14 protein-coding genes are annotated in these 17462 nt (G+C 59.7%); 2 read left to right on the forward strand and 12 right to left on the reverse strand.

Features of this window, described 5'->3' with window-relative positions; genetic code table 11:
• Window positions 1-164: 164 nt before the first annotated feature.
• The 9 genes from secG to leuS all read right to left on the reverse strand — a co-directional run bounded on the left by secG (window position 165) and on the right by leuS (window position 11072).
• Window positions 165-422 carry a preprotein translocase subunit SecG gene (gene secG / locus ROTMU0001_RS08020; RefSeq protein WP_005506130.1) on the reverse strand — a complete coding sequence of 86 codons (258 nt, stop codon included), beginning with the start codon at window positions 420-422 and terminating at the stop codon, window positions 165-167.
• Between the two features lie 108 nt (window positions 423-530).
• Window positions 531-995, reverse strand: a complete 465-nt coding sequence (locus ROTMU0001_RS08025) for a hypothetical protein (protein ID WP_044143857.1) — start codon at window positions 993-995, stop codon at window positions 531-533.
• Window positions 996-1191: 196 nt separating this feature from the next.
• Window positions 1192-1968, reverse strand: coding sequence for a triose-phosphate isomerase (gene tpiA, locus ROTMU0001_RS08030; protein ID WP_005509126.1), 777 nt, complete (start codon window positions 1966-1968; stop codon window positions 1192-1194).
• Window positions 1969-2227: 259 nt separating this feature from the next.
• Window positions 2228-3016, reverse strand: a complete 789-nt coding sequence (locus ROTMU0001_RS08035) for a DUF6318 family protein (protein WP_245534300.1) — start codon at window positions 3014-3016, stop codon at window positions 2228-2230.
• Between the two features lie 79 nt (window positions 3017-3095).
• Window positions 3096-3686, reverse strand: a complete 591-nt coding sequence (locus ROTMU0001_RS08040; RefSeq protein WP_005509128.1) for a DUF6318 family protein — start codon at window positions 3684-3686, stop codon at window positions 3096-3098.
• A 452-nt stretch (window positions 3687-4138) separates the two neighbouring features.
• Window positions 4139-5362 carry a phosphoglycerate kinase gene (locus ROTMU0001_RS08045; protein WP_005509129.1) on the reverse strand — a complete coding sequence of 408 codons (1224 nt, stop codon included), beginning with the start codon at window positions 5360-5362 and terminating at the stop codon, window positions 4139-4141.
• Window positions 5363-5702: 340 nt separating this feature from the next.
• Window positions 5703-6707 (reverse strand): type I glyceraldehyde-3-phosphate dehydrogenase, encoded by a 1005-nt coding sequence (gene gap / locus ROTMU0001_RS08050; protein ID WP_005506148.1) that lies wholly within the window; start codon window positions 6705-6707, stop codon window positions 5703-5705.
• 609 nt (window positions 6708-7316) lie between these two features.
• Entirely contained in the window at window positions 7317-8375 is a 1059-nt protein-coding gene (locus ROTMU0001_RS08055; RefSeq protein WP_005509130.1) for a DegV family protein, read from the reverse strand.
• A gap of 195 nt (window positions 8376-8570) precedes the next feature.
• Window positions 8571-11072 (reverse strand): leucine--tRNA ligase, encoded by a 2502-nt coding sequence (gene leuS, locus ROTMU0001_RS08060; protein WP_390897308.1) that lies wholly within the window; start codon window positions 11070-11072, stop codon window positions 8571-8573.
• Window positions 11073-11301: 229 nt separating this feature from the next.
• Between leuS and ROTMU0001_RS08065 the strand changes: the two genes are divergently transcribed.
• Both ROTMU0001_RS08065 and ROTMU0001_RS08070 read left to right on the forward strand, forming a co-directional pair.
• Window positions 11302-12342, forward strand: a complete 1041-nt coding sequence (locus ROTMU0001_RS08065) for an alpha/beta fold hydrolase (RefSeq protein WP_005509132.1) — start codon at window positions 11302-11304, stop codon at window positions 12340-12342.
• 9 nt (window positions 12343-12351) lie between these two features.
• The gene (locus ROTMU0001_RS08070; protein ID WP_005509133.1) at window positions 12352-13479 is read left to right on the forward strand and encodes a glycosyltransferase family 4 protein; all 1128 of its coding nucleotides are present in this window, start codon (window positions 12352-12354) and stop codon (window positions 13477-13479) included.
• 230 nt (window positions 13480-13709) lie between these two features.
• On the opposite strand, the gene ROTMU0001_RS08075 is transcribed toward ROTMU0001_RS08070, so the two are convergent.
• The 3 genes from ROTMU0001_RS08075 to ROTMU0001_RS08085 all read right to left on the reverse strand — a co-directional run bounded on the left by ROTMU0001_RS08075 (window position 13710) and on the right by ROTMU0001_RS08085 (window position 17430).
• Entirely contained in the window at window positions 13710-13961 is a 252-nt protein-coding gene (locus ROTMU0001_RS08075) for a hypothetical protein (RefSeq protein ID WP_005509134.1), read from the reverse strand.
• A 364-nt stretch (window positions 13962-14325) separates the two neighbouring features.
• Window positions 14326-14577, reverse strand: a complete 252-nt coding sequence (locus ROTMU0001_RS08080) for a hypothetical protein (protein WP_044143859.1) — start codon at window positions 14575-14577, stop codon at window positions 14326-14328.
• A 264-nt stretch (window positions 14578-14841) separates the two neighbouring features.
• The gene (locus ROTMU0001_RS08085; protein WP_005509135.1) at window positions 14842-17430 is read right to left on the reverse strand and encodes a hypothetical protein; all 2589 of its coding nucleotides are present in this window, start codon (window positions 17428-17430) and stop codon (window positions 14842-14844) included.
• Window positions 17431-17462: the final 32 nt, after the last annotated feature.

The raw sequence follows: 17462 nt of genomic DNA on the forward strand, positions 1-17462 counted from the left end.
GTGTATACGTCCTATCATGCCGTAAAGATTCGCGTCCCGCTACCGCTTTCGTCATTGCCGTTTGGTGCATAAAAAATCCCCGGCATTCTCGGTTGAGAAGTGCCGGGGAGAAGCTCTATTGCCTCACCCTCGGTGGGGTGGGCGTGGGCTCTGATGAGAGGCGACTAGACGACGATCTGGCCGTTGAAGCGCATTGCCAGGCCGTACAGGACCACTGCGATAACCCAGATGACAATCACGGTGACGGTCAGGCGGATCAGGTTCTTGGACGCCATACCGGAGGAGTTCAGGGAGTTGGTCATACCGCCGCCGAACATGTCGGAGAGGCCGCCGCCCTGACCGCGGTTGAGCAACACAAGCATCACTGCGATCACGCTGGTGATGGCGATGATGACCATGAGTACGTTCATGATGACGTCCATGGGGACCTTCCTTCGTTGTCTTCTGGTGGGGTGCCTGGGCTGCGGGGCGCAGACAGACGGGTTTAACTATACGCTACAGCCGCCATTCGGTCACGTTGAGGTGGCTTTTTACGCGGCACGGTTGCTGCGGCGCTGGTATTCGCTGGGGGTCAGCTGCAGTGCTGCGGGGCGGTCGGTGAGCACACGCTGGGCGGTGAGTTCGTCGCCTTCGGTGTCGTAGGCGCGCACGTATCCGCCGTCGATGAGGTAGTAGGTGAACTGCTGCGCGGCTGCCCAGTAGGCGCCTCCTTCAGCGTAGAAGCCCTGGTCTACCCAGTCGCGCAGGGTGAGGGTGACGGGGATTTCCGGTGAGGAGGTGCGGCTGTAGAGCTGGTCGAGGAATGCTTCTCGGCGGCTCTCGAAGTACTGGTATTCGGGCGAGGGTTCCTGGTATTCTGCGCCGCCTGCGTAGCCGATGTTGCCGCCGTCATTGCCGGGTAGGCGCGGGGCACTCACTTTGCGGTTGCGCAGGTAGCTGTAGAGGATCATGCCGACGAGGGCTGCGATGACCAGGGAAAAACCAAAGCTGAACATGCCGTTAAGTGTACGGGGCGAACCGCGGGGTCGGCGTATTCTGGGCGGGTTTTGCGGTTAGGGGCGAACGCGCCTGCCTCATACACCCGGCTCTTACGCCCGCCGCTAACTCGGTGGCGGAAATGGTTCAGCGCCCGGTCGGATGGGTACCCGCCGGGCGCTGTAACGCTATGAGACGCTGTGGTGCGTCGGGGTTTTATGCGTCGAAGCGCGCGATTGCTGCGAACTCGTCAGCCTGCAGGGATGCGCCGCCGACGAGCACGCCGTCCACGTCTTCCTTGCCCATGATGGAGGGTGCGGAGGAGGACTTGACGGAGCCGCCGTAGAGAACACGGACCTTCTCTGCAACGTCTGCGGAGTAGAGCTTAGCGATTTCTGCGCGGATTGCTGCGGACATTTCCTGTGCGTCGTCTGCGGTTGCGACCTTGCCGGTGCCGATTGCCCAGACGGGCTCGTATGCGATGACGAGGGTTTCTGCCTGCTCTGCGGTCAGACCTGCGATGGAGCCGCGCAGCTGCTCGAGGGTGTACTCGACGTGGGTGCCTGCTTCGCGGATTTCGAGGGGCTCACCGACGCAGAGGACGGGGGTCAGGCCGTGCTTGTATGCTGCCTGGACCTTTGCTGCGCACAGCTCGTCGCTTTCGTGGTGGTAGGTGCGGCGCTCGGAGTGGCCGACGAGCACGAAGGTTGCGCCGAGCTTGGAGAGGAATGCGCCGGAGATTTCGCCGGTGTATGCGCCGGAGTCGTGGACGGAGAGGTCCTGGCCGCCGTAGAGGATGTCCAGCTTGTCGCCTTCGACGAGGGTCTGCACGGAGCGGATGTCGGTGAAGGGCGGGAAGACGGCTACTTCGGTTGCGGAGAAGTTGAAGTTTGCGTCGTCGAGGGTCCATGCGAGCTTCTGGACGAGGGTGACTGCCTCTGCGTGGTTGAGGTTCATCTTCCAGTTGCCTGCGATGAGGGGCTTACGCGACATAGTTCGCTCCTTAGCTTTCCCGCGCGGTATGCCGTGCGGGGTTGTTGTTCGGAATTTTCCTTTTCTATTTTAGAGGGTTGGCGGCATATTTTCACTGGTTCGGCGCGGTTTTATGCTGTGCCTTGACTATTCTCACCCCGCGTTCATCGGTTTCTTTCGACCCTTGCCGTTTTGCGGGTTCTGTAGCCATTTAAACGGGTGCAGGGGAAGCCTCATGGTGGCTTCCCCTGCGGATGCACTTCCTCGGTTTCTAGAGAAACTACAGCTGCCCGAATCCTTGCGGGTAGATCGGCTCGTAGGTGTTGCGGTTGCTGTAGCCGTCGCGGTCAACCACAATCACCCACTGCCCGCGCAGATGCTCCACAGCCACCGAGAAACGCCCCAGATACTTCAAATATTTGCGGATATCTTGCTTCTCCCCCGTCTCCTTAACGTAAAACGCAAGGTCCTTAGCCTTAGTCGTGTACAGGGTGCTCACCAGGATTTTTCGGCTCGTATTTTTAGCCTTTTCACCGGCGATAAGATCATCGGCAACGTTGGCGCTCAGCACATTCTTATCAGCCGAAATAACCCACCCGCGCTTCTCCCTGTACAGGCGAAGAATTTCGGGGTGCAGCACCTTTTCCGGGTCCGTAACCTTAGAAAGAGGCTCCGTATCGCCCGTGTGGTAGAAGTAATTCATCGACGCAAAGAAGTACGCCAAGAATGCGTACAAGCCGGCGCGGTCGTAGTTATCCATTCCGGGCTGCTGAATAGGGTACGGCACGTTCTGCGCCGCCTGCGCCTCGGTAGCAGGAATGAAGCGCCCCTTACGTTCGAATGCCGTATAAACCAGCGGCCCGGAGGAAGGCCCCAAGCTGTGGAGCTCATCGTACTTCTCCGTGGGTTCCAGGCGCACAAATTCCTGGTCACGCTTCTTATCGGCCTGGGACTTCAAGCCTGTCCCGTTGAGCAGTTTAGTGCCCCAGCCAAAACCTATCGCGACGAGGGCGGCACCGGCGAACACGCCAGCTCGTATAAACTTGGCGCGAGAAATCATAGACCTCATGAGCGCTCGTTGCTCGTTGTATCCGGGTCCGCCGTATCCGGGTCCACCAAAGTTATTCGTCATGTTGCTCTCCCCTCCCCTAGCTCAAACTATTTTCTAGGATGAATTGGACGGGCCTCCACTCATTCGTGAATTGTGTGCGTAGAGTCCCGTGTATTGCGCCGTCACGGATCAGGCCGCGCGTATCAAAATCGGTGATGGGGTACACCTGGTTTGTGTCTTTGCGGTACACCTGAACTTCGGGAAGAATATCGAACCGCACGTTCCATTCCACAATTTTTAGCGTCTCGTCGATGAGGCGCGGCTGCCCCTCCAGAAGATTCATGGTCAGAACCTTAGATGCAGGCGTGATGACCCAGCCTTTACCCTCTTCGTAGAGGTCCTGAATGGCGGGGAAGAACATTTCTTCACTGATATTGTCGATCCGCAGAACTGCCGGTTCGGAGGCGAGAATCATGTAGTTTTGGCAGGCGTAGTAGTAGCCCAGGTAGGGGCGCAGGTTTGACACCTTGTAAGCATTCGGCGTGTACCTCACGCCCGGGGCGGGTGCCGAGTAAGCGGGGTGGTCCCGGTTTGCGGGTGTGTAGGGCCCAATCACACCATCGGCCACATACGGGTATGTTCCGGTGTAGTCTTTTTCGTCAAAGAGCATTTGAGCGTTGACGGTCATTCTTTCCCTCCTTGGATTCGATGTTCACTAGTTGCCGTTTTCATAAGCTGCCGAGGTGGTCCTGGACTGCTCGGGCGGCTGGGTTCAGCACCTGGGCGTCTTCGCCCGCCTGTATTCGCTTGTCTGTAGTTGCTTGCCTGTATTTGTTTGCCTGTGGAGGTGCGTGCGCTCCCTGCTTCACTCCCCCTCAGTAACCGTATGGGTACCGCCCGGTGAGCGCCGGGAACCTCTACATTTCCAGTCTAGTAAAGCTGCCTCTAAGCATCCCGATTAGAGGCACCAAACCCAGGGAATCCACAGCATATAGCCAGGAAACAGCCCCGCCCCCCTGCCCGCGCAGGATTATCCGGACCTGAGCGGGCATGCAGAAACCCCCGCCGGAACGGTACCGAAATACCGCCCCAGCGGGGGTTCCTTACACTAAAACCGTGTACTAAATCTGTGCACCCAGATTAGGCGCCCAGTGCCTCCAGGCCGGGCAGGGTCTTACCCTCAATGTACTCGAGGGAAGCGCCACCACCGGTGGAGATGTGGCCGAACTGCTCATCCTTGAAGCCCAGGTTACGGACTGCAGAAGCAGAGTCGCCACCACCAATGATGGAGAATGCGTCAGAGTCGACGATAGCCTGTGCCACCGCGCGGGTACCCTCAGCGAAGGGAGCAATCTCGAACACGCCAACGGGGCCGTTCCAGAAGATGGTCTTTGCAGCCTTAATCTTCTCAGCGAAGATTTCGCGGGTCTTGGGGCCAATGTCCAGACCCTCAGCCTCTGCGCCGAGCTTGCCGCCGGTCAGATCCTCAATGGGGCGGATCTCGGTGTTAGCGTCAGCGGAGAATGCGTCAGACCAAACAACGTCAACTGCGGTGATGATTTCGGTACCCTTCTCGGGAGCTTCCTTCAGGTAACGCAGAACGTTCTCGACCTGGTCCTTCTCCAGCAGAGACTGGCCAACCTCGTAGCCCTGTGCGTATGCGAAGGTGTAGCCCATACCGCCACCAATGAGGATGGTGTCAGCCTTACCGATCAGGTTGTCAATCACGGCGAGCTTATCGGAAACCTTAGCGCCACCCATGACCACAACGAAGGGACGCTCGGGATCGTTCAGGGTCTTAGCCAGAACGTCAACTTCCTTCTTCACCAGGTCACCCAGGTACGCGGGCAGACGCTTAGCAACGTCGTAGACGGAAGCGTGCTTGCGGTGAACCGCACCGAATGCGTCGTTCACGTATGCGCCGTTCTCGCCGGTCAGTGCAACCAGCTCGTCAGCGAACTCGCCGCGCTCTGCGTCATCCTTGGAGGTTTCGCGTGCATCGTAGCGGACGTTCTCAACGACCAGAACTTCGCCGTCAGCCAGGGCTGCTGCCTTAGCCTTTGCGTCCTCGCCTACCAGGTCGGTTGCAACCTTCACGGGCACGGATGCCAGCTCAGCCAGGCGTGCAGCTGCCGGTGCGATGGAGTACTGGGGGTCAACCTTGCCCTTGGGGCGGCCCAGGTGCGCGGTCACGATAACGCGTGCGCCAGCCTTGGCAAGCTTCTCAATGACGGGCAGGGATGCGCGGACGCGACCGTCGTCGGTGACAACGCCGTCCTTCAGGGGTACGTTCAGGTCGGAACGGACGAGAACGTGGCGGCCTGCGACGCCTTCTTCGAGCAGTTCGGACAGTGCCTTAGCCATAGGAATTCCTCCTGGATAGGTGGGTTTATATACCGTTTCCATCATACCGAACATTAGGGTGATTGACAGCCTAGTAAATAGCTTTTATATGGTGTTTTTCCGCAGAATATCGCGGATATTCGCACTCTCTATCAGCTATTTTCTTACGGTATTTTTGACCCAAAAGGGCGACGGAAAATAGTATGTTTATACATTTTGGGGTTTATTAAGACCCTTTACACAGAGCCTTGGTACAGCAAACCCCGACTCCCCCGCTTGATGCGGTGGTGCCGGGGTTCACTATGCGTTAGTTACGCGGGGTGACGCTTACACTCGGTGAGCGTCGTAAGCCTATTGGGGCTTAGAGGGATGCCACAACCTTGTTGGTGAACATCACGAGGCGTGCAACGTAGCCGTACTCGTTGTCGTACCAAGCGATAACCTTCACCTGGTCGCCGATGACCTTGGTCAGCGGTGCGTCGAAGACGGTGGAGATGGGCTCACCCTCGATGTCCTTGGACACGATGGGATCCTCGTTGTACTTGATGATGCCCTTCATGGGGCCCTCAGCTGCTGCCTTGACTGCTGCGTTGACTTCCTCAACGGTGACCTCGCGCTCAGCGGTGAAGGTCAGGTCGGTGATGGAGCCGGTGATGGTGGGAACGCGGACTGCGAAGCCGTCCAGCTTACCCTTCAGCTCGGGCAGAACCAGGCCAACAGCTGCTGCTGCACCGGTGGAGGTGGGGACCATGTTCACAGCTGCTGCGCGTGCACGGCGCAGGTCGCGGTGGGGAGCATCCTGCAGACGCTGGTCAGCGGTGTATGCGTGGATGGTGGTCATCAGACCCTGCTTGATGCCGAATGCGTCGTTCAGGACCTTAGCCATCGGAGCGAGGCAGTTGGTGGTGCAGGATGCGTTGGAGACGATGTGGTGGTTAGCTGCATCGTACTGGTCGTCGTTCACGCCCATGACGAAGGTGCCGTCGATGTTCTTACCGGGAGCGGAGAGGATAACCTTCTTAGCGCCAGCCTCGATGTGTGCCTTTGCCTTGCTGCCTTCGGTGAAGAAACCGGTGGACTCGAGGACTACGTCAACGCCCAGGTCCTTCCAGGGGAGGTTCTGGGGATCACGCTCAGCGAGGATCTTGATTTCCTTGCCGTCAACAACCAGCGCGCCTTCCTTGACCTCAACCTCTGCGTTGAAGCGACCCATGATGGAGTCGTACTTGAGCAGGTGTGCCAGGGTCTCAACATCGGTGAGGTCGTTGATTGCGACGATCTCGAAGCCGACGCCCTCGGTCTGAGCTGCGCGGAAGAAGGTGCGGCCGATGCGGCCGAAGCCGTTGATTGCTACGCGTACAGTCACTGGAGTATCTCCTTGTCAGTGCGTTGGTGGCGGTGTACAAATCCGATGCCTTGTGGGCTCTGGTTTAGTCGGATTCGTCCGTGCTCTATGTTGCCCGGTGCGTTCCGCCGTTGTTGGTAATAATCCTACCCTAGTTTGTGTGTGTTTTGGTGTGTTATATCGAGAAATTTTTGTGAGTTATGCCATAAAAACCGGCAAAAACCCGTTGTTTTCTGTTGGTTTGCGTTGTGTTCATGCTTAGAAAATGTTGCGATACGGTCACGGCAACATAAACACACATGAAACGCACATTTACTAAAAACCGCGCCATATCAAGGCAAAATCTGAGGGTAAAAAATACCCTTTCACTTGCGAATGGGTTTCAATGACGCCCCATGCGCTCGCACGCAGTGCAATTTCTCACGCGAAAACAGACGAGCCCAACGTAAGACACACCACAGCCTTAAAACAGATTAAATACGCTCCCGGCACACAGTTTTCGTGTCGTGTTTCGTGTCGCCCGCGGCGCATCGCACGGAAACACCGCATGAGCACATCCGCGGACACACAGCACAAGCACACAGCACAGGCTCAACACGGGCACGCCGGGTAGTCGGCTAGTACACGATCCTAATAAACAACCAGCGCCACAGCACCCAAACCCGAATGAGCCGACAGCACCGGCGGTAGCGCGCTCACCAAAAACTCCGGCGCCGAAGAAGCGGCGGCATCATGAACTAGGGAGCTCTCCCCCAGCATCTGCTGAACCTGCTCGTACAGCTGCACCGCCTGCGCCGCATTACCCACATGATGCACCGCAACCACCTCACCGCGCGGGAATGCGGCAAGCGAAGAACTGGCGGGGTCGGCGGTAGCAGAGCCCGCTGAAGCAGAGCTGAGCGCCGCCGCATGCTGATGCTCACGGCAGGTCTGCACGGTCACCTCCACCAGGCGCTCCAGGGCGCGCGCCGCAGTGCGGGGGCGCTCCACATACGCCAGCTTGCCCTCGGTAATCGTACCAATCGGCTTAATCTGGAACATCTGCCCCACCATCGCCAACGCCGGGGAAACACGGCCACCGCGGCGCAACGCATCCAGGGTCGGGATATAGAAGTAGAGCGTGGACTGCTCGCAGACGGACTGAATGTAGTCCACCAGCTGCGCCACAGTCGGATAGTCAGAGCTTGGGTGGTCAGGGCTCGGAACAAAATCAGAGGAAGCAGAGTTCAGCACCTCCAAGGCGCGCACCACCGCATGACCGTAGGCACCGGCGACCGTGCGGCTATCCACCACGCTCACACCCGTAGAACCCAAGCGGCTCAGGCGGGCACCGGTGCGTGCCGCCTCCACCGTGCCCGAGAGCTCACCGGACAGATGCACCGACACCACATGCGTAAAACCTCGCGACGCCAACTCGTCATACACATCAGCAAACACGCCCGGCGCGGGCCCGGAAGTGCTCACCGTCTGACCCATCACGTGCGCAAGCATAATCGCCTCATCCACCTCGGCGGTGGTCAAATCCTGCAGCTGACGATCCGGCTCACCGGGCGTGCGAATAGTCACCGGCATCGGAACCAGTACAAAATTACCGCGAGCGCTCAGGCGCTGCACGAGCTCCGGGTCGAGGGCGGCGGCGCTATCGGTCACCACGGCAATGCGGTTCTCTGCTTTGTTCTCTCGCTCCATATTCCGGCCCTTCTTCCGGTTCGTCAGTGCGTGATTCGATGACGAACCCTCTCCTAGCGTTCCCTGAACATTATGGCACTCATCACTACCGCAGTACAGCAAAGCCCCGCCGCGCCTCCGGGTTCGTTCCATTGAACGATCCGAAGCCACAGCGGGGCTTGTACTTTATCTAAGAAACTTCTTTATCTAAAAAGCTTAGATCACGATGTTCACGAGCTTAGGCGCACGCACAATCACCTTACGGATCTCGGCGTCACCAATCGAACGCTGAACAGCGGCATCCGCCAGAGCCAGCTCCTGAAGCTCCTGCTCGGAAATATCCTTCGCAACCTCCAGACGAGCCTTGACCTTGCCCTTAATCTGCACGATAGCGGTGACGGTGTCATCCACCAGCAGAGCCGGGTCAACCTCGGGGAAGCCCGCGGTCAGAACCGGGGTGTCGTGGCCGAGAGCGTGCCACATGTCCTCAGCGGTGTACGGTGCGTACAGAGACAGCAGAATAGCGACAGTCTCAGCAGCCTTACGGACAGCCGGGTCAGCCGCACCAGCACCGGAGTCAATAGCCTTACGGGTAGCGTTCACAAGCTCCATGGTCTTAGCAACAACCACGTTGAACTTGCCGTTATCCAGCAGGCCCTGAACCTCGTGCACGGTGCGAGCAATCAGCTTCTGCAGCTCCAGGTCACCGGTGGTTGCGTCAACGCCGGGTTCGCTGGTGACGTCCTGGGCCACACGCCATGCGCGAGCCAGGAACTTCTGCGAACCGGACGGGGAAACATCCGCCCAGTCCACGTCATCCTCGGGCGGGGACGCGAAAATCATGGTGGTGCGGATAGCGTCCACACCGAACTTGTCGAGCTGCTCACCCAGGTTCACGCCGTTACCCAGCGACTTGGACATCGCCTTACCGCCGTTGAGCACCTGACCCTGGTTCATGAGCGCCTTGAACGGCTCATCGTGCTTAATCAGACCCAGGTCGCGAACAACCTTGGTGAAGAAGCGTGCGTACAGCAGGTGCAGAATAGCGTGCTCCACACCGCCAACGTACATGTCGACGGCACCCCACTCGCTCATAGCCTGCGGGTCGAAGGGGCCCTCATCGAAGTTCGGGGAAACGTAACGCAGGAAGTACCAGGAGGAATCCACGAAGGTGTCCATGGTGTCCGAGTCACGGCGAGCCTGCTTGCCACACTCGGGGCAAGGCACAACAGCCCAGTCATCGGCAGCTGCAAGAGGCGACTGGCCCTTAGGAGCCAGCTGCTCACCGCGCAGGTTATCGGGCAGCAACACCGGCAGCTGATCCTCAGGCACCAGAACCTCGCCACAATCCTCACAGTGAATCACGGGGATGGGGGTGCCCCAGAAACGCTGGCGGGACAGCAGCCAGTCACGCAGACGGTAAATGACCTTACCCTCACCGGTGCCGGCAGCCTCAACCAGCTCAATAGCCTTAGCGAGCGCCTCAGCCTTCGGCAGGCCGGTCAGCTCACCGGAATTGATGAGCACGCCGTCACCAGCTGCGGCAACACCGCTGGTAGCCGGGTCCTCAGCACCCTCAACGTCCAGGACCTTCACGATGGGCAGGTCGAACTTCAGGGCGAACTCAAGGTCACGCTGGTCGTGCGCGGGCACAGCCATAATCGCGCCGGTACCGTAGTCAGCGAGCACGTAGTCAGAAGCCCAGACGGGCAGCTTCGCGCCGGTCAGCGGGTTAATCGCGTAGCGGCCGGTGAACACGCCGGTCTTCTCGCGGTCGGAGGACTGGCGGTCAATATCGCTCAGTGCCTTAATGTCTTCGCGGTACTGCTCCAGGGCAGCCTTGTGCTCGGGTGCCACAATCTGCTCGGCGAACGCCGCATCCGCAGCAACCACGATGAAGGTTGCTCCGTACAGGGTGTCCGGGCGGGTGGTGAACACGGTGAAGGACTCAGCAGCCTGGTCCTCGGTCGCCTCAATCTCGAAGCGCACCTCAGCGCCCTCGGAACGACCAATCCAGTTGCGCTGCATGAGCAGAACACGGTCGGGCCACTTGCCCTCCAGCTGCTCCATGTCGTCCAGCAGCTGCTGTGCGTAATCAGTGATCTTGAAGTACCACTGGTTCAGCGACTTCTTAGTCACGGTAGTACCGCAACGCTCACACGCACCGTTGACAACCTGCTCGTTCGCGAGCACGGTCTGGTCCTTGGGGCACCAGTTGACCATGGAGTCCTTACGGTACGCCAGGCCCTTCTTGTAGAACTGCTCGAACAGCCACTGAGTCCACTTGTAGTACTCGGGGTCCGAGGTGTGCAGGCGGCGGCTCCAGTCAGCGGCAATGGCGTAACGCTTGAAGGACTCAGCCTGAGTCTCAATGTTCTTGTACGTCCACTCCTTGGGGTGAGTGTCGTTCTTAATGGCTGCGTTCTCAGCGGGCAGGCCGAAGGAGTCCCAGCCAATCGGGTGCAGAACATCGTAGCCGCACTGCTTGAAGTAGCGGGCGTTCATGTCACCAATAGCGAATGCCTCCGCGTGACCCATGTGAAGGTCACCGGAGGGGTACGGGAACATATCCAGCACATACTTGCGGCCCTTGGGCGCGTCACCGGTGGGCTGGAAAACCTTCGTTTCGTCCCAGTAGGGGCGCCACTTGGCTTCCATAGCGCGGAAGTCGTACGCATTTTCGTTGCGTTCGGTCTCTACCTGAGCAGACACAGCGATTCCTTAAATAAAGACAGGTTGATAAAAACTTAACCCTCCAAGTGTAACGCGAAACCCGCACCGCGCCAGAGTTGAGGCCGCCTCGACTACCAAATGGACGGCACCGCCCACCCGAACCACCCGGCCAACCACCGATGCGCCAGGCGGGTTTCAGAGCCCTTTCAGGCTTCTCCCCTAGAATTAAGAACGGGACTTTGCCGTCCCAGTACCCAACCCGCGAAAGGTACCCATGACCTCCACCGTTACCCAGGACTCCCCCAACACCTCAGTTCTTGAGGGTGTGCCCGGCCCGCTCATTCCCGGCACCCGCCACGACGCCCTCATTGGTGACGGCGCGCAGGCGGTCATGACCCGCTACTGGCAGTACGGCAAAGGCATGAACGGCGGCACCTTCCCCGAAGGCTCCTACCCCGTGCTGCTCGTGCACGGCTTCCGCGGCGACCACCACGGCCTGGAAATCATCGCGAACTACCTGCTGAAGCTCATCCCGAACGTCAGCATCATCAGCCCCGACCTGCCCGGCTTTGGCCGCTCCGCAGACCTGCCCGAAAATGCTCAGGGCGAAGACAACATCAACGCGTACGTGGCGTGGCTGAACGACTTCGTGGAACACACTAACCCCGCCCGCGAGGATGCACAGCCCCTACCGCTGCACCTGGTCGGCCACTCCTTCGGCTCCATCGTCACCAGCGCCTTCGCCGCCGCACACCCGAACTCACTCGCACTGCTCTCGCTCATCAACCCGATTAGCGAACCCGCCCTCGAAGGCAGCCAGCGCGTCGCCTCCCGCCTCGCCTCCCTCTACTACCGCGCCGGCGCGGCACTGCCCGAAAAGATTGGCTACCCGTTGCTGCGCTCGCAGCTGATTACCCGCGCCTCCAGCGAAGTCATGATGCGCACCAAAGACAAGGCAATGCGCCGCTTCATCAACGGCCAGCACGCCGCCTACTTCGGCTCCTTCGGCTCCCGCCGCGGAGTGCTCAGCGCCTACGAAGCGTCCATTACGCACACCGCCGCCGAATACGCCGCCGCCATCCGAGTACCCGTGCAGATGCTCGTCGCTGAAGACGACGACCTGGGCACCCCCGAAACAGCTCGCGCCATGTACGCGACGCTGACCTCCCGCGACCTGCCCGCTACTTCGACCGGTGCCCGCGAGCGCCTGGACATGATCCCCGAAGTCGGGCACCTCATCCACTACGAAACCCCTCGCCGCGCCGCGGAACTCATCGCCGATTTCGCCGCCGGCCACTCAGGGAACGAGAAGTAAGGAACCAACATGAAACTCATGGTTGACGCCCGATACACCCGTATCGGCTTCCACGACGGCATCAGCCGCTACACTGCGTCCCTGCTGGGCGCGCTCAAAACCCTCATCGATACCGGTGACGAAGCCGCCGCCGACCTCGACCTGACCATGATTATTAGCGACGAACGTCAGCTGGACATGCTACCGGATTTGCCGCACGTGAAGATCTGCTCGCCCACCGGCCCGCTCGAACCGACCGCCGCCCTGCAGTTGAACAAGTACGCGCCGGACGTGGTGTTCTCCCCCATGCAGACCATCGGCTCCACCGGACGCAAATTCAAGCTGATTCTCACCCTGCACGACCTGATCTACTACTCGCACCCGACCCCTCCCGGGTTCCTGCCCGCACCGGTGCGCGTGGGCTGGCGGCTCTTCCACAAGACCTACACCCCGCAGCGCTTCCTGCTCAACCACGGCGACGCGGTCGTGACGGTTTCCGAGTCGACCGCCTCGCTGATTCGTGAGCACGAGCTGACCACCAAGCCGCTGTTCGTGGTGCCCAACGCCCCGCAGCCCGGCAGCGTCGTCTCCCGACAGACCGCGCTGGAACGCGCCACCACCCGCGAAGAGCAGCCCGTCAAGCACCTGGTGTACATGGGTTCGTTCATGCCGTACAAGAACGTAGAAACCCTGCTGCTGGCGATGCGTTCCCTGCCGGATTACCGCCTGCACCTGCTGTCGAAGATGCCGCCGCAGCGCCTGGTGCAGCTCACCGACGAACGCCTCATCGGTGAGAACGTGGAGGTGCACAACGGCGTGAGCGACGAGGAGTACCAGCAGCTGCTCCGCCAGGCGCACGCCCTGGTGACTGCCTCCCGCGAGGAGGGTTACGGCCTGCCGGTGGTTGAGGCGCAGGCAGCCGGTTGCCCCGCGGTGATCAGTGACATCCCGATTTTCCGTGAGATTGCGCCGCACGCCGTGTTCGCGCCGGTTGACGGTGCCCCGGAGGCGCACGCCGCTGATTGGGTGAAGGCTATCCGATCCCTGGAGGACACCGCCGTTCGCGAGCGCGTCATCATTGACGGCCTGTCGGATGTGCGCCGCTACTCCTGGCGCGACTCGGCACTCAAACTGCTGGAGGTCGTGCGCGGGCTCTAGAGCCTGCGTTGGGCAAAGAAATGCCGCCGCACTCCCCCGGTTCTCGGGAGGGTGCGGCGGCATTCTCGTATTCAATTCATGGTTGCCGAGTGGCGTATGGGGCATACAGCGGCGGTTCGCTACACACTTCCTCCGCGCCTACGCAGGGAACCCGCCCTCGCAGAGCTCGGGCACCCTGAGGGCGCATCCGGAAGGTGCAGCCTCACCGCACCACACCGGAGCAGAAATCCTTAGACCGTAGCAAAGCTACCGGTACGAGCCGCTTCCTTCGCAGCCAGCTCATCCGCGTGACCGTACGCGTAGAAAATCTTCGCGTCATCCAGCTCAGCAAAACGAGCCAGGTAGCGGCACACCGCGCCACGCTGAGCCTTCGTCATCGAGGACAGCAGAACAGGGTCCGGGTGAGTAATGCCGTTGTCGCGGCTCGGTGCCGAATCGCCAAGTTCCGGCTCGTAATCATAGGCAATATTGGTGAAGCTCATCGGCGAGAACCTTTCCTTAGGGCGTTTCTTAGGGCAGCGCCGCAACAATGCAGACGCTACCGGAGGTAACATCGCGAAAAGAACCTACGGAGATCATCGGAAGTCTCTTCGCAGTAGTGGTTGTGATATCTCTAAACTACCCAAGAGCTAATCAATGTTCAAGAACCATCAGGGAACGCCCCCATAGTGGACACGTCCCCGGTTGTCAGGAAGAAATCAGGGGCATCATAGCGGCATGGGACCGCCGAGTTCCCAACCGAACTAAAGCCCACCCGAAAGCCAATGTGAAAGCCAGCCCGAAAAGCAGAAATGCTGCCGCACTCACACAGAGTGCAGCAGCATTTCTAAAAACTAACGATGCAGGCTACGCCATAGTTGCGTAGAGACCGCGTTCAGCATCCTTACGAGCCAGCTCGTAAGCGTGACCGTACGCGTAGAAAATCTTTGCGTCATCCAGCTCAGCGAAGCGCGCCAAGTAGCGGTAAACAGCTCCTCGTTCTGCGCTGGTCATGTCGGAAAGCAACACGGGGTCCGGGTGCATGACGCCGTAATTATGTACAGAAGCAGACCCGCCGCATGCAGGTTCGTATGCGGGGGTGATCATAGTCTGAGTCACCAGTATTCATCTTTCGTTGGTGCGCACGGTTGTGAGGCGTACGCGAAGTTGAGTGATAGATACTGCCAATACCACCTCGACAAGCGCCGAAATAGTATCCGCAGTGCTGGATATATTACCGTGGATACGGAGACTACGCCAATTAGAATCAGCCAAACCCCAGCAAATCTTAGGTGCACACGAATGCATAAAAATTCTGGGGTGCCCTTCCAACGGCACCGCCTAAGCGCCCTAAACTACAGCGCTCTGCCCTGCTTTACTCTCCTACTTTTTCTCCCCTGCGAGGTTATGTTCCTCTGCATCCTCAGCGTCTTCATCCTCACCATCAAGACCCAGAAGAGCCGTCACCATCGGCAGAGGATTGAACTCGCTCAGCTGACCCGTGCGGTCCACCTTGCGCATCATGAACGCACGCTGCAAACGCCGCTGAGTCCAGGGCGAAAGCACCATCATCAGCAGCGCCTCCACCACAAAAATGCCAACCAGAATCCACAGCAGCAGATCCGAAGAACCCGCCTGCTCACGCAGCTGCTGAGCATCCGCCACCAGACGGTCAAAGCCCTCCGAATGCAGGCGCGACGTATCAAGCCCAGTCAACGCGGACAGGCTCACCGGCGACGCCACATTCAGTAGCACCGACAGCATCAGCAGAAGCACCGCATACAGCCCGTAATGCATGGTGCGCATCAGCTTCTTCACGCGCGCAAAACCGTGGTTCAGTTCCGTACCAATATCGGTGAAAGCCTCCGCCTTATGCGCCTGCTCACCCTCCGGCATCATGTGCGGCACCAGGCGGTGCGCAAGCATCAACGGCACCGGCGAGCACGCATCAAAATACTGCATGTGACTATTCACCGACGGGCCTGGCAGGGTCACAAAGCTGACGTCTACATCGGCGGGCTGAGTAATATTCGACCTGCCAATGCTGTCACCACGAGCGGAAATCTCGCACCGGTCAGCCACATCAAGATCCTGCAGCATCGGCGCGTAGGCGCGCACATACAGGTGGCAGGCGCTACGCACCGACATCATGAGCACCAGAATCAGCGCGCCCCAAAACGCCACGGAGGCGGGCGTTAGCTCAGGGACCGCACCCTCAACACGCAGCTGAGCCAGCAGCAGCATGAACACCGCGTACAGCATGAAAACACCGTGCACGAAAAGCAACGGAATCAGCCACTTCACGTAGGCGCGCGTGCCGTACGGGTTGACCAGGCTCACATTCGCCGGGGTGTTTGCCGAGGTAGTTGCAGATGTTTTTGCGGAGGTATCTGCGGAGGCGCTCTCCCGTGCACTCTTACGGCCAATACGCACCCTACCCTTGAAGGCACCCGGCACGCTCGCAACCAGGGGCACCACGCTCAACGCCAGGGGCACCAGCATCGTATAGTGCAGCAGCGAACTGTACGGACCAAACAGCAGGGACGCCTCCACCAGCCAGGAGAACGCCGCGACCGCGCTCACCCACAGCAGCATGGCGCGGTTACGGTAGCCGCCCGCAGCATCCAGGTGCCCCGGAATGTCGTTGCGGTCACTAGCGATAATGCTAATCGGGACCAGGCCACTACCCAGGCCGTAGAAGAAACGAATCGGCTTCTTACCCGCCGCCGCACGACGACGCAGCAACTCATAGCTCAAATAGCCGCCCTGCGAATGGGCAATAATACCCACCGTATCGCTACGGGAACTCAAATCGTCCAGCTGACGATCCAGACGCGCATAAATACGCTCCAAATCGCGCGACTCCGGGCTGGTTGCCGTCTGAATCAGCTGCGTCGGAATAGCCTTCATCAGCGCCCACAGCTCACGGGCACGACGAGCCAAAACCCAGCCCACAATACCCAGCCCGAGCACCGCCGCCAGACCCGTAAACGCACCCTGTGGAGTGCCCAGGGACGCCACAAAAGCATCACGGAACGTCATGAGCGCCATAGCCGCCAGCACCAGCCACAGCGCCACGTTCACAAACCGCGCCGTAGAACGCAACAGGTGCCCGGCACGCTCACGCCAGGTCGCGCCGGGGCGCTCATAGTAAAAGCAGAACATCAAAAACAGCGGCAAAACCGACGCCAACCAGGGCAAATGCTCCTTCAACGGACGGTAATGCCTGGGCCGCCAGAAGCCCTCCTGAAAGAGGAGGCTACGGCGAGTGACCGTGCGAACCGGGCGCGGCTTCGGCTGAGGCAGGCGCGGAAGCTCAAGATTAGGCAGCTCGATGTTCGAGAAATCGATGTTCGGGAGCTCTACCTTGGGAAGCTCAATTTTCGGCAGCTCAATCTTAGGGAGCTCCACTTTAGGCAGTTCCACCTTGGGCAGCTCAACCTTCGGAAGTTCAATTTTCGGCAGACTGATTCTTGTAGATTCTTTGGACTCGGAGGCTTCGGCGGGTTCTTCCTGCGCGGAGTTCTCTTCAACCTGCGGGCTTTCCTCAACCGGGTCGGCTGGGTCAGCAGGGTACTCCGTGCGTTCAATCGTCAACGAATACGTCAACTCGCTGTGGTGGCTCAGCGGGTTCACCTCGGCGGCAAGCGGGAGGGTATCGCCGTCAGGAATCACCTCAACACGAACCCGCGCAGAAGCCTCCGCGGCGGGGTTCTCTTCGGAGAGCGCGACAGAATCCGTGTTCAGCGCCAGCAGAGTCTGCACACTATGCGCCACCGGCTTGCCAAAATACGCGAGCGTCTCGCCGTGATTCTGGTAGCCGATACCGTGAACCAGTAGCACCGCCGCATCATGGTGCTGGCCCTTGCGGTGCAGGGCACTCTTCGGATGCACAGAAGCATACTCAGCCAGCTGCCGCTGCTCACCGTCGGGCAGCGCACTACCCTTCAGCAGATGAGGCACCTTCGACATGCCTCTCACCTCCTCGCCTCTGCGCACAGCGC

It is taken from the genome of Rothia mucilaginosa ATCC 25296, from assembly GCF_000175615.1.
Lineage (GTDB): Bacteria > Actinomycetota > Actinomycetes > Actinomycetales > Micrococcaceae > Rothia > Rothia mucilaginosa.